The sequence below is a fragment of the Chryseobacterium gallinarum genome (assembly GCF_001021975.1).
Taxonomy (GTDB): Bacteria; Bacteroidota; Bacteroidia; order Flavobacteriales; family Weeksellaceae; genus Chryseobacterium; species Chryseobacterium gallinarum.
In genome coordinates, this window is record NZ_CP009928.1 from 4,343,131 (window position 1) to 4,363,186 (window position 20,056).

The window sequence follows — 20,056 nt, forward strand, 5'->3', positions numbered from 1 at the left end:
TATGAAAATTATAACATCCCCTGCCAAATTAATGAATGTAGAAAACTCAACAGATTTTCTGAGATCTACCACACCAAAATTTATTGAGGAGGCAGCATTTATACAATCTTATTTAAAAGAAAAATCGCCCAAATATCTTTCCGAATTGATGGAGATATCTTCTAAACTGGCTGATGAAAACTGGGAAAGAAACCAAAAATGGAAATCCAGACCCACTGCAAAAGAGTCTGCACCTGCTTTATTTGCCTTTACAGGAGAAGTATACCGGGGATTGGACGCCAAAACTCTTGATAAAGATGCTGTAGATTACCTGCAAAAGAATCACCGGATGCTTTCCGGATTATATGGATTACTGAAACCTTCTGATAAAGTTATGTTGTACAGGCTGGAAATGGGACGCCCTTTCCAATTTGACCAGTATAAAAACCTGTATGAATTCTGGAGAGAAAAAATAACCGGACAGCTGAATACTGAGATGAAAAAAGGGGAAATTCTCCTGCATCTGGCCAGTAATGAGTACGGAAAGGTTATTGACAGGAAAAAGCTAAATCATAAGGTTATTGATTTTGATTTTTATGAATTAAAAGACGGAAAATTAAAGACTATCGTAGTGTATACCAAACATGCAAGAGGTCTTGTCGTAAGATTTTGCGCAGAAACTCAGGCCCAAACCCTGGATGATGTGAAAGCTTTTAATTATGAAGGTTATAGAATAGATGAAGAGAAATCTACAGATACGAAACTGGTTTTTACAAGATAAATGACAATTTCAGCATTTAAAAAACACTTCAGTTCCTCCCTTTCGGATCTTTATACAGCATCGGAAAGTGCTTTTTTATCTTCACTTTTCATCCATAAGATTACAGGATTTGACCATTTTCAGCAACGGAGGTTTTCTGACCAGCAGTTGCTGACAGATGATGAGAAACAACTGAATGATATGATTTCCGTTCTGAGAACGGGAAAACCCTACCAACAGCTTTTAGGAGAAACCGAATTTTACGGAATGAAATTTTTTGTAGATGATAACGTACTGATCCCCCGCCCCGAAACTGAGGAACTACTGGAAATGGCAATCCGGGAAATACAATGTTCGGAATTAGAAATCCCGGGATTAAAAATCCTGGATATCGGAACAGGGAGCGGTGTGATTCCGCTGGTTTTAAAAAAACATTTTCCAGACGCTGAGATTTCATCGATTGATTTTTCAGAAAAAGCACTGGAAACCGCAAAACGGAATGCTGATTTTCATCAGCTGAATATTGAATTCATTCATGCGGATTATCTTACTTTTAAACTGGAGGAACATTATGATATCATTATTTCCAATCCTCCTTATATAGGCAGAGAAGAAGAAACTGAAATAGCAGACTCCGTAAAAGAGTTTGAACCTAAAATAGCCCTTTTTTCCCCTACTTCCGATGCATTGGTTTTCTACAGGAAAATTGCAGAAGATGCCAGGAAGCACTTGAAAGATCATGGGCTTTTGTTTTTAGAAATCAATCAGAAACTGGGTATTGAAACACTTGAGTTGTACAAAGACCTGTCAAAAGCTGAATTATTAAAAGATTTATCCGACAATGACAGGTTCATTTATGGAATCAAATAACCAATCAATAAAAGTATGATCATCAAATCACATACGGTAAATGGTGTTAAAATTGCCGAAGTAATTTCTGACAAAATAGTTATTGAATCAGTACAGGACGGTCTGGATCTGATGGGTGATATTTATTATCAGGGGTTTGATAAAGTTATTGTATATGAAAAAAACATCACTCCCGATTTTTTCGATCTGAAAACAAAACTGGCAGGCGAAATTTTGCAAAAATTTTCCAACTACCGTATCGGGCTAGCTATTGTGGGTGACTTCAGCAAACATGAAAGTAAGAGTTTACAGGATTTTATTTTTGAAAGCAATAAGACCCGGCATGTCAACTTTGTTACCATGCTTGAAGAAGCGCTTGAAAATTTTTCGAAATAGCGACAAATAATCCTGTTGCTTAATCAAAGACCTTTATCCTTTATCCTTTATCCTTTATCCTTTATCCTTTATTCTTTATTCTTTATTCTTAAAATATTCAATAGCTTCTTCTATCGCTTGATCTACCGGCCTGTAATGAAGTCCGAGCTCTTCCATGGATTTCTGATTAGAATAATAATTCCGGATCCGAAGGGCTTTCATATTCGGAGTGCTTACATTCGTCTTCACATTCAGCTTTCGCAAAACGTCTCCTATCCGTCCCAAAACAGATAATACGGTATCCGGTATAGGAATCATAACGGGATGCTGGCCTGTTATTTTATTTACTTTTCTGAAAAAGTTTCTATAGCTCAGATTTTCATTGGCCAACAGATATTTTTCACCATCTTTTCCCTTTTCTATTGCCCTGATGATTCCTTCTGCTGCATCTTCAGCGTGAACGAAATTTTTTCCACCCTTCGGATAAAAGATAAGCTTCTTTTTCCAGGCCCAGAATATAATTTTTCCTGAGCTTGGCTTGCTGTCGTACGCTCCGATCATAAAGGCAGGATTCAGAATAATGATATCTATGTTTTTCCGGTTTTGCAAAAGAAAATTTTCTGCCTCCAATTTACTCTGGGCATATAAAGATTTTGTAAAAGGATATTTCTGGGCAGCTTTTTCATTCCCGGGCTCATCTTCGCTTCCAAATCCCATTGTATTGGCTGAACTGACGAATAAAAATTTCTTTATCCCTTTGGCTTTGGCATGAACCAACAGATTCAAAGTGATATCATAATTCACCTTTCTGTATTCATCATATGTAAGTAGGTTTTGTCTTGTTTCTGCAGCAATGTGAATTATATAATCCACTCCTTCCAGACAGGGCGATACATCGGCTGACAAATCTCCTTTAATCAGCTTCAGATTCTCGTTCTTTTCACCCAGGTAGCTGCTTTCCTTGCGCACCAAAGCAATAACAGAATAACCATATTTTAATAATTTAATAACGACATTGGTTCCCAGAAGCCCGGTGACTCCCGTGACAAAAACTTTTTTCATGCTTCGATTTCTCTTTTAATAGCCTGGGTCATTAAAGGAAGTTTGATCCATATCGGTACTATCTTCATGACCAGCCAGCTTATTGGGTTGACCATAATTACGGAATCTTTTTTAAATAACTGACGTATACTGTAAGAGGCCACATTATCCGGATCTAAGAGGGTTAGCTTTCCTAAAAGTCCTTGTTTTTCTATCCGCTTGCAAACATCTGTATTGGTTTTCATAGCACCGGGATTCACAACACTTACAAATACATTCGTATCTTTCAGCTCTTCATGCAAACCTCTTGAAAAGGAATGGATAAAAGTTTTGGAAGCCGGATATACGGTTTTAAACCCGATAGGTGAAAAGGCTGCCATACTTGATACATTCAGAATATAGGCTTTGGGCTGTTTTAAAAGATTGGGAAGTAACTGGTGCGTCATTAATGAAGTTGCCATTACATTCACCTGTAAAATCGTATTAATATAATCAGGTGTAGCTTCCGTAAATTTTTTGGTTCCCCCCAACCCTGCATTATTGATCAGAATATGGATATCAAAAGACCTGTTGATCCACTCCGCCAGTTTCATTACATTTTCGTTCACAGAAAGATCTACCTCGTAATACCGCGCTTTGATCCCATAGGTCTCTTCCAGTTCTTCACAAAACGTTTTTAAATTCTGATGAGGAAGACTTACCAGAATAACATTAATCTTTTTCCTTGCCAGATTCTCAGCAAATGCTTTTCCTAATCCCTGACTTGCTCCTGTAACGACGGCATATGATTCTTTAGTATCCATAAGCAAAAATTATGATACAAAACTACCATAGAAATCATCTTTACATGTTCAGGATTATCTGAACGAACCTATTTTTAAATACAACAAACAAAACATATAAATGACTGATATTTAGTAAATTGTAAATAAAATAAAGTAAAACTTTATAAACCCGAACTCATTCTTTTGTATTCTGAAGGAGTCTTACCTGTCAATTTTTTAAAGGTAGTATTAAAAGATGTCTTGGAATTGAATCCGGATTCATATGCAATGCCCAGGATTGAATATTTATGATCTGAATCCTGCAATAGCTTTTTGGCATGCTCAATTCTGTATTCATTAACATACTGAAAGAAATTCTTACCGAAGCCGGTATTGATAACATAGGATAGATGATGAGTAGAGACCAGCAGTATTTCCGCCAGTTTAATAAGGTTCAGCTCACTGTCCAGATAAGGCTTTTGAGCATCCATCACCTTTTCAAGCTGCTTTTTAATTTTAACGAGTTCATCATCAGAAATCAGCTTTCGTTTTACTTCTTCCGTATCAGAATCAGCATCTATGGAGATCAGTTCCTGACGCTGTTTTTCTTCCAGGGGGTAAATTTCCTTCTGTTTCAGAGAGTAATAGGCTACCCAGTAAATCACCAGCAAAAAAACGGCATTGATAAAAAAGTTCAGCGATTTGGGATCATAAAACAGATTATATATCACATAGATGATATTTACAATAAGAAGGACGAGAATAATATATTCAAGCCAGTTCAGGTTAATTCCTTCCGTATTGGAAGAAAATTGCTGAATTTTTCGCTGGTGTCTTCTGATTGTCACATAGGAAAGTCCTGTATAAAACAATGCCTGAATCAGGATCAGGATTACACTCAGGTACTCAAATGGTGTTGTATAACCCCATTTTACCAATAAGAGGCAGATAAGGAACGCCGCAGGAAGCAATAGAAACCAGATGTCGGCCGCTTTGAATCTAAAGGAAGGGTTGGTATAAAACAATACACTGAAATAAAAAACAACAGGAGTAAAAAACTGGATCATCCGGATGGGAAACAGGGAATGAAATTCTACGGTTTCTCCTGTGATTAGAAACAAAACCTCATCCATCCAGAAGGTTGACCAGAGAAACAGAAAGATTCCGAACCAGAAATTGGCTTTTCTGTTTACCTTTAAAGGATTGGTAAGCTTGAGCAGAGACAACAAAACCAATGAACCATAGATAAGTATCACGATGAAACTGTTTAATTCTGATGTGTTCATTGGTTTCGGTATTTTATTAAATAATTCTTTTATCGTATTCGTTTCCTGACAAAAATCTGATAAGCCAGATAGATCAACGGAAGGGACATCGCACCTAAATAGAGGATATTACCCATAGCCTGCTGCGGATGGAGGGCGATAGAGTAAACAAGACCGAAAAAAGCTCCTCCAAGGTGTGCCGCATGGCCCAGATTATCCCATTGCTTAGGATTCAGCATCATGTATACGGAATACCCGAAATATAATGTTCCGAACAGCCATCCCGGCAGGAAGTTAACACTGATCTCATTCGGGGCCATGGCAATGGAAGCAAAAATGATTCCTGACACTGCTCCTGATGCTCCGATTGCCGAATACCAGGGCTGTTTTTTATAGATGATAAGACTGAAGAGATTTCCCAGGATCATAGAACCAAAATAAATGATCAGGAAGCCTATATTTCCAAAAAACATGGTAACAGCAGCCTGGAAAAAATACAATGAAAGCATATTGAAGAAAAGATGCATAAAGTCTGCGTGCAGAAATGCTGAGCTGATCAGCCTTATATATTCTTTCCGGTTTTCAATGGCGCCTACATTGAATTTATATTTCTCAAATAAAGCCACATCATTAAACCCTCTGTAGCTCAATATACAGGTTACGGCAATAATGATTAAAACAGGTATACTCATAATTTTGATTCTTAATTTTCAGACTCACCATCCTGAAACAGGTCTCCGATGATTCCTCCATCTTCATCTGTATCTCCGGTGGATTCCGGTTCTTCATAGACTTCAGGCTCCTCTTCTACAGGTTCAGGCGTGGTGATATTGATCGCTTTCACTTTAAATTTCGTGAACTGGTTCCCAATTGCTTTTATTCCTTTTACAGCAATGAACTCATCAATATTCACTGTTTCGGGTTCCCTCTCTTTTCCTTTGTCTTTTGCAAAAATAATTTCCGCCGTTGCGCCATTGGCCACTATAACGTTTTCAATAAAAGACTTAGGATGGTCAGAAGGCATGAAGGTCTGTACATTTACTGTATTCTCCAGTAAAAACCGTTTAATAAAGTAAATATCTTTCTCCCCGTCATAGTAAATACAGGTAATCGGCTGCTCCGGTTTCCATTTTTCCAGAACCAGGTATTCATCATCAAAACGGTTTCCCAGATCAAAAGAAACCAGTTTTACTTCTCCATTGGTATTGATGGTAAGGATTTTATCATCGCCTTTGAAACTTCCCAATAAGGTACCTCTTGCGTCTGCATTCAGCCTTCTTACGGTATCATCAAACCATATTCTTCTTGGAGCCAGGGTAGAAACTCCTTCTTCTTTCAGATCTACTTTCTTTACCGCGTATTTTGTTACGAGATTTCCTTTGGAATCACGTCCTTTGATGGCGAGATCGGAAAAATTGATCTCCATTTTATTCTTCCTGATTCTTGGGTTGGGCTTTAATAATACTGTTACCGTTTCTGCTTCTCCGTTGGGATTGGCAGAGAAGTATAATGTTTCGGATCCTTTTTTATCGGAAGCTAAAGGATAGTCCGTATTCCGGGTTACTCCGGTTACAGAGAAACGTTTCATATAATAAGGTCCTTCCCGGCCTTCCCGGTAGATCATATTATACACCGTTCTTTTATCATTTTTCTTCCAGACCGCTACATGGAGGATATCTTTCCCGATAAATGTTTTTGCTTCCACTTTTACCACTTTCATGCTGCCGTCTTTCCGGAATGTAATGATATCGTCTATATCGGAGCAGTCGAACAGATATTGATCTTTTTTTAACGAAGTTCCTATGAAACCTTCTTCAAAATTGGCATAGAATTTTTCATTGGCAACGGCTACTTTGGTAGCATCAATGGTATCAAAAATTCTAAGTTCGGTTCTTCTTTGTTTATCTTTTCCGTATTTCTTCTGGATATTTAAGTAATAATCAATGGCATAGGCTATCAGATTGGCCAGGTTATGTTTTACCTGTTCTATTTTACCTTCAAGAGCCGCGATATTCTCTTTAAATTTATCCAGATCGAATCTTGATATCCTTTTGATCCTGATCTCAGTAAGTTTTAGAATATCTTCTTCCGTGACTTCTCTCAAAAGGTGTCCGGTATGTGGTTTTAAACCTTCATCAATGGTTTTCAGGACTTCTTCCCACGTTTTTACTTCTTCAATATCATGATAAATCCTGTTTTCGATAAAAATCCTTTCCAATGAAGAAAAATGCCAGTTTTCCTGAAGTTCATGAAGCTCTATCTCAAGTTCTTTTTTCAGTAAAGAAACAGTATGATCCGTATTCATTTTCAGAATTTCGGAAACAGACATAAACATAGGCTTATCTCCTACAATTACACATGCATTCGGAGAAATTGTTACCTGGCAGTCTGTAAAGGCATAAAGGGCATCAATGGTTTTATCCGGAGAAACATCATTATGAATATGAATCAGGATTTCAACCTTATCTGAAGTATTGTCTTCAATTTTTTTGATTTTGATTTTCCCTTTCTCATTGGCTTTCAGGATAGAATCAATGAGGTCACTCGTTGTCTTGGAATAAGGCAGCTCAGAAATAACCAGTGTATGCTTATCTGTTTGGGTAATTTTAGCCCTGGCCCTTACTTTTCCTCCTCTATGACCGTCATTATACTCGGAAACATCCAGATATCCTGCCGTCAGAAAATCGGGAAAGAGCTCGAATTTTTTTCCTTTCAGATAGGCTACAGAGGCATTGATCAGCTCGTTAAAATTATGCGGGAGTATCTTGGTAGAAAGTCCTACCCCAATTCCTTCCACTCCCTGAGCCAGAAGCAGCGGGAATTTTACGGGAAGGTCGATGGGCTCATTATTCCGGCCATCGTAAGATTTAGCCCATTCCGTTGTTTTTGGATTAAAGACTACTTCCAGCGCAAAGGGTGTTAACCTTGCTTCAATATATCTTGCAGCAGCAGCAGAGTCACCGGTATAGATATTTCCCCAGTTTCCCTGGGTATCGATCAGTAATTCTTTTTGCCCGATCTGCACCATTGCATCAGTAATTGAAGCATCACCGTGAGGATGATATTTCATGGTATTTCCCACGATATTGGCTACTTTATTGTAGCGGCCGTCTTCCAATTCACGCATAGAGTGCATGATTCTTCTCTGAACCGGTTTTAAGCCATCATATACTGAAGGAATGGCTCTATCTAGAATTACATAAGAAGCATAATCCAGGAACCAGTCTTTATAGAGACCCGAAACTTTCTTTAAGCTTTCACTCTCATGCGAATATTCTTCTGTCGTCATCTGTTTTTTAATCTTTTTTCTCCTTATTAGCTTTCACTACTTTGTTCAGAGAGAGTTTTAAATCGTTTACTTCTTTTTGTGTCAGATAAGAAATCTGGTACTTCAGCATGGTAGAACCATTAGTCTTACTTGAAACGGTGATGTATAGTCTTTTGATAAAGAAGATACTTATGATATCATATTTGATCAGTTTATATTTTGGAAATTCATCGTGAAGGGGTTTATTCAGAAAAGGGATAATATTCCTGTTCTTAAAGTTCAATGCTTCCCCATCGCTGTCGTATTCAAAAATCTGGCGCCCGTTCAGATGAAAAAGAATGAGCATTAAAACGGGAATAATAATTAATAAATAGCTTTCACTTTCCAATACATTAAATCTATATTCGTTAGCCAGAAATCCTAATATTCCCAATACGACCATCATCATCAATACGGTGTTTATAAAATTATAAACTGATGCTTTGTTACGGTTACTTAGTCTCATTTGATTCTTTTGTTTATCAACCGGCTACTTCATCTAAAATTTCCTTTTTATCAATATCCGGATCTTCCACCACCAGATTTTCCAGAATAAAGGTTTGTCTGTCCGGTGTATTTTTACCCATATAGAACTCCAGAAGCTGATCAATAGTCTGATCTTTTCCTATCACTACAGGTTCCAAACGGATATCCTTGCCGATAAAGTGTTTGAATTCATCGGGAGAAATTTCTCCCAGTCCCTTGAACCGGGTAATCTCAGGATTTTTTCCGAGCTCATTCAGGGCTTTTATTCTCTCTGCTTCCGTATAGCAGTATCGTGTTTCTTTTTTATTTCTGACCCTGAAAAGCGGGGTCTGAAGAATATAAAGATGGTTGTTCTTGATCAGGTCAGGAAAAAACTGCAGGAAGAAGGTGATCATCAGCAGGCGGATGTGCATTCCGTCTACATCGGCATCGGTAGCAATAATCACCTGATTGTATCTGAGATCCTCCAGACTTTCTTCGATATTCAGGGCTGCCTGAAGAAGATTAAATTCTTCATTTTCATACACCACTTTTTTGGTAAGCCCATAGCAATTTAGCGGCTTTCCTTTTAGTGAAAATACGGCCTGTGTTTCCACGTCCCTGGATTTTGTAATTGAACCGGATGCAGAATCTCCCTCTGTTATAAATATTTGGGTATCGCCCTTTCTTTCGGCTTTCTGATCGTTATAATGCTGTCTGCAGTCACGCAGTTTTTTATTATGAAGGGATACTTTTTTGGCTCTCTCTCTTGCCAGTTTTTGAATTCCGGATAGTTCCTTTCTTTCTCTTTCCGAGATCAGGATCTTCCTTTGAATGGCTTCTGCAATTTCCGGGTTTTTATGAAGAAAATTATCCAGTTTGCTTTTCAGGAAATCAATAATGAAGGTTCTTACAGTAGGACCATTAGGGCCCATATCGTTGGAACCTAACTTTGTTTTTGTCTGAGATTCAAAAACCGGTTCTTCCACGTTGATGGAAATAGCTGCAATAATAGATTTCCTGATATCGGATGCATCAAAATTTTTATTAAAAAACTCACGGATGGTTTTTACGTAAGCCTCGCGGAAGGCATTAAGGTGAGTTCCCCCCTGAGTGGTATTCTGTCCATTTACAAATGAAAAATAGGTTTCTGTCTGCGATTTATCAGAATGGGTAATGGCCACTTCAATATCGTCATCCTTCAAATGAACGATAGGATAAAGGATATCGCTTTCCAGTTCTTCTTCCAAAAGGTCTTTAAGCCCATTTTCCGAATAATAGGTTTCTCCGTTGAAGAGAATCTTCAATCCCGGATTCAGGTACGCATAATTCCGGAGCATTCTTTCGATATACTCTTTTCTGTATTTAAAGTGCAGGAATATTTCTCCGTCAGGGATGAATGAAATTTCGGTACCGTTTCTGTCCGAGGTATCTTTTTCATCAAAGTTTTCTTTGATAATCCCCCGGGAGAACTCAGCCGCTTTCATTTTTCCGTCACGGAAAGAGCGCACCCGGAAATAATCTGAAAGTGCGTTTACGGCTTTGGTACCGACCCCGTTCAATCCTACGGATTTTTTGAAGGCCTTACTGTCGTATTTACCCCCGGTATTCATTTTGGAAACAGCATCCACTACTTTTCCCAGCGGAATTCCACGTCCAAAATCGCGGATGGTAACTTTACCGTCGTCCAGTTTTATTTCAATTCTTTTACCTGCTTTCATCCTGAACTCATCGATAGAGTTGTCCAGGATTTCTTTAAGCAAAATATAAATCCCGTCATCAGCAGAGGAGCCATCGCCCAGCTTCCCGATGTACATGCCGGGGCGCAGACGGATATGTTCCTGCCAATCCAGGGTTCTGATATTATCTTCGGAATAGGTTGGATTTATTTCTTGTGACATATATGATTTCAGCAAACATACAAAAATACAAAATTATCCGTTTTTTTCAATCCGTTTTTTATTAATATTTATCATAATACTTTGTAATATTATCAGTACAAATTATATATTTACATGACTATATCAATAAAAAGTGAAAAAATCAACCTTATTTATTTCATTTTTATTATTAATTTTTCTCAGTCCGTTCTTTTTCCCACAAATTCCAGGATTGGTTAATTACGGTGAAGAGAGTGGATTGAATAATTCGTATACCTATAATCTGAGCCAGGACCACAATGGCTTTATCTGGGTGGGAAGCGATAACGGATTCTTCAGGTTTGATGGAAAAGAATTTATACAATACAGTAAAAAAAGTGGTTTAAAGAACCTTGAAATCCTATCCTCTCTTCCCCTTGACAATGGTGAAATCTTTATATTTCCTTTTTTAAATGATTTTGCTTATCTGAAAAATGGTCAAATCATAAACTCAGATTCCAATAAAGAGCTCAGAAAAATACATTTTAAGTATAATGCCAACTATTCTTATGATCATCAGTCGATTTATATTTTTACCAGCTATAATCCCGAAAATATTTATGTCTTTAAAAATGAAAAAGTTACAACAATCCCTTTGCATTTCAACACTCGCAATTCTTCAGATATTTATTATGCCCTTACTTTAGACCCTGCGACCCATCTGCTTTATTTATCCAATAAGAATAATAGTAAAGAAAACATTCTGGCTTATGATATTTTTACCGGTAAGAAAACAACGTGCAATATTCCTTTGGGAAAAGAAGTGACACTCTACAGAAAAGACGATTTTTTTATATTTAAAGAGAAAAGAAAAATTATGATCTACCAGCTCTGCAACAAATTTATTTTTAAGAAAATTCAAACTTATTCTGTCAAAGAAAATATTCATCAGGTTATTGTTGATAAAAATTACAGGATATGGCTTTGCATAGAAGAAGGAGGTGCGTTATATTTCAGGGAAACCTTAAAGGATCATAAGAAACTGACCACTCCCATACCATTTCTTTCCGGAAATATCATTAACCATCTTATGGTTGACAGAGATAACAACACCTGGTTTTCTACCAGGAATAATGGTGTTTATTTCATCACAGAGAAGTTTTTGAAGAGCTATGTTCATCTGCCTGTCCGAAATAATTCTGCCTATATTACAGCCATTTCGAAAAATGATAATAACATACTCCTGGGATACAACGAATCTAAAGCCGGTATTTACAATTCCCATGCAATCAGGGATCTTGTATTTGAAGAAAACAGAAAAATTGAACACAAAGCCATTGTTTCAGATAGTAATATGGTCTTCTTCGGTCTCAGCAGAAGTCTTGTACAATACAATATGGCTACAGGGCAAAAGCAGATTTTAGGGGATTTTAACCTTAAAAGTATTGTCCCTTATACCAATAATTCCATTCTCATTTGCTCTTCTGAAGGACTTACCTCCTATCACTATCCCAGCCGTCAATATACTGAAATGATCAGGCAGGAAAGAGTGTATACAGCTTTACCCTATGACAAGGACAGTCTTTTTGCCGGCAGCTTTAAAGACCTGTATAAATTCAATACAAAGACAAAAGAAAAAAAATTGTTCCTGGAAGATTATTATTTTACAGATCTGAAAAAACTAAGCAGTACCGTATATGTAGGTGCTACCAACCGGAATGGAATTATTATTTTCACCAATCATAAAATCCTGCATAAATTAAGCGAAAATACAGGTTTGCCTACCAATCAAATCAAAAAAATAGAAGTTGAAAATGAAAAGGCTTTCTGGGCAAGCACCAATTCGGGACTCAGCAGAGTTGAAATCACAGGATCCCGTTTCAGAATCAATAATTTTACCCAGCCGGACGGACTGCCTTCTAATTTAGTCGCAGGCTGTGTTATAAAGAATGACACCATCTATGTAGGTACTTCTAAAGGACTGGGCATTTTATCTGTTAAAGATCTCCTTATGCAACAAAAGCTGTTTGAGAAAAAAGCCATTATTAATTCTGTGATGATCGGGCATAAAGAGTTTTTCAATGTCAATCAAAAGTTTATCAGCCAGGCTCCCGAAAATGATATCATGTTTAATTTAAGTTTCCCGGATTATGTATCACAGGGGAAAATACGTTATAAATATAAAGTGGAAGGACTGGGTGAAAGCTGGCTGATCAGCAGCTCTCCCAAAATCATTTTAAACTCTGTTCCACCAGGCGAATATATATTAAAAGTTTTCGGATTGGGCTATAATGGTAGGCAGGCAACTATCCCTACAGAAATGTATTTCGAAATCAAACCTCAGTTCTGGCAGACATGGTGGTTCAGAACGTTGCTTATAGTGGGCGGAACTGCTCTCCTTTTCATCCTCATTAACTGGTATTTTCAGAAGAAACGGAACAAAAAGCTGGAAACATTATATTATGAAAAGAAAATTGCAGAACTCGAACTTCAGGCCATTAAAGCCCAGATTAATCCGCACTTTATTTACAACTGCCTGAATTCCATCCAATTCCTGCTGTATAAAAAAGATTATGAAGAGACGGAGAATTACCTTAATATTTTCTCCCAGATGATCAGGAAAACCCTATACTATTCTGAAAAAACATTTATGCCGGTCAAAGAAGAAGTAGAATATCTTTCTTTATACCTGAATATGGAAAAATTACGTTTAAAAGAACAGTTTGAATACACTATAAAAGTCTCGGAGACCGTGAATGAAAACTGGGTCATTCCTTCATTGCTGATACAACCCTTTGTGGAAAATGCCATTAAGCATGGTATTGCCAGCATCACGGACAGAAAAGGAAAAATCGGGATTTTTTTCGATTATATCAATGCTTCGCTTTGTATCACGATTGAAGATAACGGAGTGGGTATAAACAGTGTCAATCAATCCATTACAAAAACCGGTTCATTTGGGGTCAGGTTATCTCAAAAGAGGATTGAAACATTTAAACAACTTTTTGAGACTCATATCACACTGGAGATCAAAAGCTTTCCTGAACAGGAATCTAAACACGGAACTCAAATCAAACTCTATATTACGCCTTATGAAAACTAAAATACAAGCATGCATCATTGATGATGAACAGGACGGAAGAGATTATATTTCGCTTTTGCTACAAAACGAGTTTCCTGAAATCCAGATCAGCTTTCTCGCATCCAGTGTAGAGGAGGCATATATTTATCTCTCCAGGCATTCTCCGGATATCCTTTTTCTGGATGTACAGCTTAAAGACGGAACCGCATTTGATTTACTTTCAAAATTCAGGGAAATCAGATCACAGATTATTTTCATTACAGCATTTGAGAATTTTGCCATTCAGGCTATAAAAAACGGAGCGGCAGATTACCTGCTGAAACCCATCAGGAAAATAGATTTTATTGTTGCAGTACATAAAACACTGGAAAACATTGCCAAAACAAAAACTGCCATAAGTTCTTCTTCCGGAAGAAATAAGATCAGCCTCCCTACCCTGCAAGGATTCAAGCTCACTGATATTGATGATATTATACGCTGTGAAGCTGACAGCAGCTATACCACGTTCTACCTGATTGATAAAACTAAAATCCTGGTCTCCAAAACCCTGCATGAGTTTGAGGAATTCCTGACCGAGCATAATTTTTTCAGAATTCATCATAAGCATCTTATCAATCTTACGCATCTGAAAGAATATATAAAAGGTAAAGGGGGGCAGGTAGTGATGACAGATAATTCTGTACTGGATGTTTCTGTGCGTAAGAAGAATGATTTTTTAACGAGAGTTGAGCAGATGGATTAACGGAAGGCTATAAATTATTAAAAACCGCAGTTTTATTTTCTGATACAATCAAATGGTTTTGAATATTTCATTAAATTCGGCTGTAATAAAATCTATTGTATGATACAACTTCCTTTATCAAAACTTTCCAATGTGGGAACCACGATTTTCAGTCAGATGACACAGCTCGCCAATGAAAATGAAGCCATCAATCTGTCTCAGGGCTTTCCTGATTTCATGCCGGATATGGAATTGCTGAATCATGTAGATCATTTTATCAGGAAAGGATTCAACCAGTATGCTCCTTTGGGAGGTATGATCGGGCTGAAAGAGGAAATTGCCAGAAAAATAGAAAACAGCCATAAGGCAACGTATCATCCGGATTCAGAGATCACAGTGACTGCCGGAGGTACACAGGCTATTTTTACAGCCATTGCAGCATTCATAAAAAAGGACGATGAAGTCATTATCTTCGAGCCTGCCTACGATTGTTATGAGCCTACCGTAGAGCTTTTCGGAGGCATTGTAAAACGTTTTGAAATGAAAGCACCTGATTATACCATCGATTGGGTGTCTGTAAAAAAACTGGTCAGTGATAAAACCAAAATGATCATTCTCAATAATCCTAACAATCCTTCAGGAAGGATTTTGAAAGAAAGTGACATTCAGGAAATGATCCAATTGGTAAAAGGAACTTCTATTCTTATTTTAAGTGATGAAGTATATGAAAATATTGTTTTTGACGGGAAAGAACACCTGAGCATTTGCAAATATCCCGAGCTTAAGGAGAGAAGCCTTCTTGTAGCTTCTTTCGGGAAACTTTTTCATGTGACAGGATGGAAAGTGGGCTATTGTGCCGCCCCCAAAAATTTAACGGCTGAATTCAGGAAGGTCCACCAGTTTAATGTTTTTTGTGTAAATACTCCCATTCAGCTTGCCCTGGCAGAATATATGAAGAATGAAGACCACTATAATCACCTTAATCAGTTTTTCCAGGAAAAAAGGGACTTTCTGAGAAAAGGGCTTTCCGGAACTTCTTTTGAGCTGCTGGATTGCGAAGGAACCTATTTCCAGGCAGTGAAATACACGGCTATTTCAGAAAAGAATGATTTTGATTTTGCAACGGAGCTTACTGTACAGCATAAAGTAGCTACCGTTCCTTTTTCATCTTTTTACAAAAATAAAGTCAACGAAAATGTGATCAGACTTTGTTTTGCTAAAAAACAGGAAACCCTGGAAAAGGCTATTGAAAATCTTTCAAAAGTTTAACAACTTTATATTGAAAATTTTTCCATGAAAATTATAGTTTGCTCTGTCATGATGATTTTCCAAACTAAAAAGTCCTCAACATGTGACTTATCATAAATATTTTTTATATTAGCATCTATTCTTTTGGGAAAATCCTGTGCACAGTCAAAACATAAAACAACTCGCAGGCAAGGAGAATATAATTGTAATCATCAAAATAAATAACCATGGAAAAAAGAAAAAAATTAAGCAAAAAACAATTAAGATTTATCTACGGAGGACTTGGCACTTATCCTTGTGCTACTTCTTCCGGCTATTGCAAGTTTATAGGGCCGGGATGCAGAGAAGAAAAATGTCAGCTTCCTGTACCTGTAGAACCTGTTGATCCTGATGGTCCCATTATCCTTCCGGATCCAGGAAGTTTATAATTGAATAAAAAGAACCAACCTAAACCGGCTGGTTCTTTTGTTTAGTAAAAGATGGACTCCGGAATTTTACAGAAACATTCCTCCTGAAACTTCAATTCGTTGTCCGTTGATCCATCGTGCATCCTCAGTACATAAGAATGCCACTACACCACCGATATCATCCGGAAGTCCTACCCTTCCCAAGGCGGTAGCCCCTGCCACTACGGCATTGATCTCTTTATTATCCCTTACTCTTCCGCCACCAAAGTCGGTTTCAATTGCGCCGGGAGCAATGACATTGGCTTTTATTTTCCTTTCTCCTAACTCTTTGGCCATATATTTCGTCAGCATTTCCACCCCTGCTTTTACAGAGCCATAAACAGATGATCCCGGAGTTGCAAACCTTGCCAATCCTGAAGAAATATTAATAATACCTCCTCCGTCATTCATTACGGGCAATAATTTTTGTGTCAGGAAGAATACCCCTTTGAAGTGAATATCCACCATATCATCAAGCTGTTCTTCTGTAACTTCTGTAATCGGTGAATACAAAGCAGTTCCTGCATTGTTGATAAGATAATCAATCCGGGAGTTTCCTGTATTTTGCTGTAAATAATCCGTCACTTCTTTCACAAATGCATCGAAGCTTTTAATATTTTTTGTATCCAGCTGAAAAGCAACTGCATTTCTCCCCATTTTCCTGATCTCCTCCACTACGGCTTCCGCTTCGTCCTTATTGCTTCTATAGGTAATAATAACATCCAGGCCTTTTTGGGCGATTTTAACTGCAGAATTCTTTCCTAAACCACGGTTACCTCCCGTAACCAGTGCAATATTTGTTTTTGTGGTCATTTTATTTGATTTTTTGATGTGACAAAGTTGGGATATTTTCAGGCGGATTTGTTTGCTTGAATCAATCTGAAATTTGCATAAATCAAATCATGATCTGAATTCCAGCGGGGTAAATGAAGTTTTTCTCTTAAAGAAGTTGGAAAAATGAGCGATTTCCTCAAAGCCCAAAGCATAAGAAATCTCAGATACATTCCACCTGGTTTGCTTTAACAGTATTTTTGCTTCCTGGATAATACGTTCACTGATCAGTTCTGTAGTCGTTTTTCCCGTGCTTTCTTTCAGCCTTTTATTAAGGTAGTTAACGTGGACGGCAAGCCTGTCTGAATAGTCTTTTGCTGTTTTCAGCTGCAGCCTCTGTTCTAAAGATTCAATGGGAAACTGCCTTTCCAGTAGTTCTATAAATAAAGAAACAACCCGCATAGAAGCATCATTGACAGTTGATAGCTGGGTGGCGGGCTGTAGTTTCTGACCATAATGGATCAGCTCCAGTACATAATTCCTGATCAGGTCATATTTAAAAATATAATCTGAATCGATTTCCTTTTTGATCTTGGTAAATAATATTTCTATTTCTTCTGCAAGGGCATCATCAATCTCAAATACCGGCACATTTCCGGGTTGAAAAATAGGCAGGTCTTCCAGACTATTATAGGATTTATCTTTAATAAAAAAGTCTTCTGTAAACACACAAAAACTGCCTGACTGCTGCGGGTCTTCCGGAATCCAGTGGTACGGAACCTTAGGGGTGGCAAACAGCAATGCATTTTGTTGTATGGAAATCACCTTATCTGCATACTCTGCCCTGTTTTTTCCTTTGATAAAACTGATTTTATAATATTTCCTCCTATTGTAGGGCATTTCGGAAGTGTTTTTTACTTTTTCAATAGTTTGGGCAATATCAAATACATTAAAGTGTCCGATATCTTTATGAAGCCCCTTTGGAAAAATACTTTCCAGATCTTTACCCAGCTTGGCTGCCATTTCCCTGTAAAAATCTTCCAATGAAGTATGCACAATTTTTTCCATAAACAAATGATTTGTAAAATTCAAATATACAAAAGTTGGAATCACATAAAAATGAAACAAATATTCATTTTTTTCTATAAAAAGTGACATGTTTTTAATTATTTTAACTACATTAGACACCATTAACTATCTAAAAACCAAAACAATGAAAAACCAGATTACAAAAACCGGCAAAAAGCTCAACAAAAAAGAACTGAAAACAATTACCGGCGGAATGTACGACTGTATGGCTCCCGAACCTTGTGAACCTTATCCTGGGCCCTGTGAATCTCATGCAGATGCCAATGGCTGTACGATGATCTCTCCGTTTTGCGGTCAAAAAATATGCAGACCTTAATTATAAATCAATAACAACATTAAAATCATTAGTATGAAAAATCAAAATTTGAACAAAGGCAAAAAATTAAACAAGAAAGAACTTAAAGTTATTACCGGAGGATTAAGATTATGCGTTGATCCTTCAACCGGTTTTTGTACAGAAATCAGTGATGCTTGCGCAGAACGTCGATGCAGGCTTATAGTGGGACCTATATTGGATTAATGTAATTAAAGATCTTGAAACAATGGAAAATAAAAATGTAAACCACGGAAAAAAGTTAAATAAAAAACAACTAAGAGTCATTACCGGTGGAAAAGAAATGTGCTGGCTGCCTACATTAGAGTGCAGCAAGATTTCTTTAAGCTGTGCGGAACCACAATGTCAGCCTATCATTGATGTTGAATAAGTTTACAACTATATTAAACGCTTCCTCCGGGAAGCGTTTTTATTTGGACAGGATCTTAAAGCAAGGGGCGCTCTTCAATAAAAAAACGCTCCCAAAATATATGGGAACGTTTTTTAACTATAACTAACTTTAATATTTTCTTTTATACGTTGAATCTGAAGTGCATAATGTCTCCGTCCTGAACGATATATTCTTTACCTTCCACAGAAAGTTTTCCGGCTTCTTTTACTTTTACCTCAGAACCATACTGGATATAATCATTATATTTGATCACCTCTGCACGGATGAAACCTTTTTCAAAGTCAGTGTGGATCACACCGGCTGCCTGGGGAGCCGTCCACCCTTGCCCTATCGTCCATGCTCTTACTTCTTTTACTCCGGCCGTAAAATATGTCTGAAGTTTTAACAGATCATAAGCTTTTCTGATCAGACGGTTGACTCCCGGTTCTGTAAGACCTAGTTCGTCAAGGAAAATTTCTCTTTCTTCGTAAGTTTCCAGTTCATTGATATCGGCTTCAATCTGCGCTGCCAAAACAACTACTTCAGCGCCTTCGTTTTTTGCCATTTCTTCAATCTTTCCCACCCATTCGTTTCCGTTCTTGATGGAGTTTTCATCTACGTTACAAACGTAAAGGACCGGCTTGTTAGTCAACAACTGAACTTCGCCGATAATTGACTTTGTCAAATCATCTACAGCAAATTCTCTGGCATTTTTCCCATCTTCAAGGAATTTTTGCAGATTTTGAAGCGTTTCATATGTTAAGATATCTTCTTTCTTTCCGGACTTAATGAACTTTTTAGCTTTTTCAACAGCTTTTCCTACTGTTTCAAGGTCTTTCAGCTGTAATTCGATATCAATGATTTCTTTATCTCTTAAAGGATCTACAGAACCTTCAACGTGAACAATATTTCCGTTGTCAAAACATCTTAAAACATGGATGATAGCCTCACACTCACGGATATTCGCTAAAAACTGATTTCCTAGTCCCTCTCCTTTGCTGGCTCCCTTTACAAGACCTGCAATATCAACGATTTCAACTACAGCGGGCAATACTCTTTCTGGTTTTACAATTTTTTCCAGTTCAAATAGTCTCTGATCCGGTACGGAAACTGTTCCCAGGTTAGGTTCAATAGTACAGAAAGGATAGTTTGCCGATTGAGCTTTTGCATTGCTCAGACAGTTAAAAAGAGTTGATTTACCTACATTTGGCAGGCCTACGATTCCACATTTCATATTGTAAAATTCAAAGTTTAAGATTTAGGGTAATTCAAAGTTCCCGTTACTTTGCCATTGCATACTGAACATTGAATTACGAGTGCGCAAAGATAGT

General features: G+C 37.4%; 20 protein-coding genes. 10 read left to right on the plus strand and 10 right to left on the minus strand.

Annotation, left to right across the window (positions count from 1 at the left end; genetic code table 11):
• Position 1 precedes the first annotated feature (1 nt).
• From yaaA to OK18_RS19440, 3 genes are read left to right on the plus strand one after another with little or no spacing between them, the layout of a single operon-like run.
• The gene (gene yaaA, locus OK18_RS19430) at positions 2 to 760 is read left to right on the plus strand and encodes a peroxide stress protein YaaA (RefSeq protein ID WP_050020751.1); all 759 of its coding nucleotides are present in this window, start codon (positions 2 to 4) and stop codon (positions 758 to 760) included.
• A complete protein-coding gene (gene prmC, locus OK18_RS19435) occupies positions 761 to 1,609 on the plus strand; it encodes a peptide chain release factor N(5)-glutamine methyltransferase (RefSeq protein ID WP_053329089.1) in 849 nt (282 codons plus the stop codon).
• Positions 1,610 to 1,624: 15 nt separating this feature from the next.
• Positions 1,625 to 1,984, plus strand: coding sequence for a DUF4180 domain-containing protein (locus OK18_RS19440; protein WP_053329090.1), 360 nt, complete (start codon positions 1,625 to 1,627; stop codon positions 1,982 to 1,984).
• A gap of 75 nt (positions 1,985 to 2,059) precedes the next feature.
• On the opposite strand, the gene OK18_RS19445 is transcribed toward OK18_RS19440, so the two are convergent.
• From OK18_RS19445 to OK18_RS19475, 7 genes are all read right to left on the minus strand, one after another.
• Positions 2,060 to 3,025 (minus strand): NAD-dependent epimerase/dehydratase family protein, encoded by a 966-nt coding sequence (locus OK18_RS19445; protein WP_053329091.1) that lies wholly within the window; start codon positions 3,023 to 3,025, stop codon positions 2,060 to 2,062.
• A complete protein-coding gene (locus OK18_RS19450; RefSeq protein WP_053329092.1) occupies positions 3,022 to 3,807 on the minus strand; it encodes an SDR family NAD(P)-dependent oxidoreductase in 786 nt (261 codons plus the stop codon). The genes OK18_RS19445 and OK18_RS19450 overlap by 4 nt, the downstream gene beginning before the upstream one ends.
• 143 nt (positions 3,808 to 3,950) lie before the next feature.
• Positions 3,951 to 5,054 (minus strand): helix-turn-helix domain-containing protein, encoded by a 1,104-nt coding sequence (locus OK18_RS19455; RefSeq protein WP_053329093.1) that lies wholly within the window; start codon positions 5,052 to 5,054, stop codon positions 3,951 to 3,953.
• A 29-nt stretch (positions 5,055 to 5,083) separates the two neighbouring features.
• Complete coding sequence (locus tag OK18_RS19460) at positions 5,084 to 5,725, minus strand: rhomboid family intramembrane serine protease (protein WP_050020748.1); 642 nt, start codon at positions 5,723 to 5,725, stop codon at positions 5,084 to 5,086.
• Between the two features lie 11 nt (positions 5,726 to 5,736).
• The gene (locus tag OK18_RS19465) at positions 5,737 to 8,322 is read right to left on the minus strand and encodes a DNA gyrase/topoisomerase IV subunit A (protein WP_053329094.1); all 2,586 of its coding nucleotides are present in this window, start codon (positions 8,320 to 8,322) and stop codon (positions 5,737 to 5,739) included.
• A gap of 7 nt (positions 8,323 to 8,329) precedes the next feature.
• Entirely contained in the window at positions 8,330 to 8,806 is a 477-nt protein-coding gene (locus tag OK18_RS19470; protein ID WP_050020747.1) for a hypothetical protein, read from the minus strand.
• A 16-nt stretch (positions 8,807 to 8,822) separates the two neighbouring features.
• Positions 8,823 to 10,706: a DNA topoisomerase IV subunit B gene (locus OK18_RS19475; protein WP_053329095.1), complete on the minus strand. Its 1,884-nt coding sequence runs from the start codon at positions 10,704 to 10,706 to the stop codon at positions 8,823 to 8,825.
• A gap of 133 nt (positions 10,707 to 10,839) precedes the next feature.
• On the opposite strand from OK18_RS19475, the gene OK18_RS19480 reads away from it, so the two are divergent.
• The 4 genes from OK18_RS19480 (at position 10,840) to OK18_RS19495 (ending at position 16,143) form a co-directional block, all read left to right on the plus strand.
• Complete coding sequence (locus tag OK18_RS19480) at positions 10,840 to 13,767, plus strand: sensor histidine kinase (RefSeq protein WP_053329096.1); 2,928 nt, start codon at positions 10,840 to 10,842, stop codon at positions 13,765 to 13,767.
• Positions 13,757 to 14,488: a LytR/AlgR family response regulator transcription factor gene (locus OK18_RS19485; RefSeq protein WP_050020743.1), complete on the plus strand. Its 732-nt coding sequence runs from the start codon at positions 13,757 to 13,759 to the stop codon at positions 14,486 to 14,488. The genes OK18_RS19480 and OK18_RS19485 overlap by 11 nt, the downstream gene beginning before the upstream one ends.
• Before the next feature lie 99 nt (positions 14,489 to 14,587).
• Complete coding sequence (locus OK18_RS19490) at positions 14,588 to 15,736, plus strand: methionine aminotransferase (RefSeq protein WP_053329097.1); 1,149 nt, start codon at positions 14,588 to 14,590, stop codon at positions 15,734 to 15,736.
• A gap of 206 nt (positions 15,737 to 15,942) precedes the next feature.
• Entirely contained in the window at positions 15,943 to 16,143 is a 201-nt protein-coding gene (locus OK18_RS19495; protein ID WP_050020742.1) for a hypothetical protein, read from the plus strand.
• 66 nt (positions 16,144 to 16,209) lie between these two features.
• Here OK18_RS19495 and OK18_RS19500 read toward each other — a convergent pair whose 3' ends face one another.
• On the minus strand, positions 16,210 to 16,974 hold the full coding sequence (locus OK18_RS19500) for an SDR family NAD(P)-dependent oxidoreductase (RefSeq protein WP_050020741.1): 765 nt from the start codon (positions 16,972 to 16,974) through the stop codon (positions 16,210 to 16,212).
• Positions 16,975 to 17,061: 87 nt separating this feature from the next.
• Positions 17,062 to 18,000: a helix-turn-helix domain-containing protein gene (locus tag OK18_RS19505; RefSeq protein WP_053329435.1), complete on the minus strand. Its 939-nt coding sequence runs from the start codon at positions 17,998 to 18,000 to the stop codon at positions 17,062 to 17,064.
• Positions 18,001 to 18,145: 145 nt separating this feature from the next.
• Between OK18_RS19505 and OK18_RS21565 the strand changes: the two genes are divergently transcribed.
• From OK18_RS21565 to OK18_RS21530, 3 genes are read left to right on the plus strand one after another with little or no spacing between them, the layout of a single operon-like run.
• Positions 18,146 to 18,337, plus strand: a complete 192-nt coding sequence (locus OK18_RS21565; RefSeq protein WP_128572284.1) for a bacteriocin — start codon at positions 18,146 to 18,148, stop codon at positions 18,335 to 18,337.
• A 33-nt stretch (positions 18,338 to 18,370) separates the two neighbouring features.
• On the plus strand, positions 18,371 to 18,541 hold the full coding sequence (locus OK18_RS21375; protein ID WP_128572282.1) for a bacteriocin: 171 nt from the start codon (positions 18,371 to 18,373) through the stop codon (positions 18,539 to 18,541).
• Positions 18,542 to 18,563: 22 nt separating this feature from the next.
• Positions 18,564 to 18,725 carry a hypothetical protein gene (locus OK18_RS21530; RefSeq protein WP_167336375.1) on the plus strand — a complete coding sequence of 54 codons (162 nt, stop codon included), beginning with the start codon at positions 18,564 to 18,566 and terminating at the stop codon, positions 18,723 to 18,725.
• A gap of 142 nt (positions 18,726 to 18,867) precedes the next feature.
• Here OK18_RS21530 and ychF read toward each other — a convergent pair whose 3' ends face one another.
• Positions 18,868 to 19,959: a redox-regulated ATPase YchF gene (ychF, locus tag OK18_RS19515; protein ID WP_050020738.1), complete on the minus strand. Its 1,092-nt coding sequence runs from the start codon at positions 19,957 to 19,959 to the stop codon at positions 18,868 to 18,870.
• Between the last annotated feature and the right edge of the window lie 97 nt (positions 19,960 to 20,056).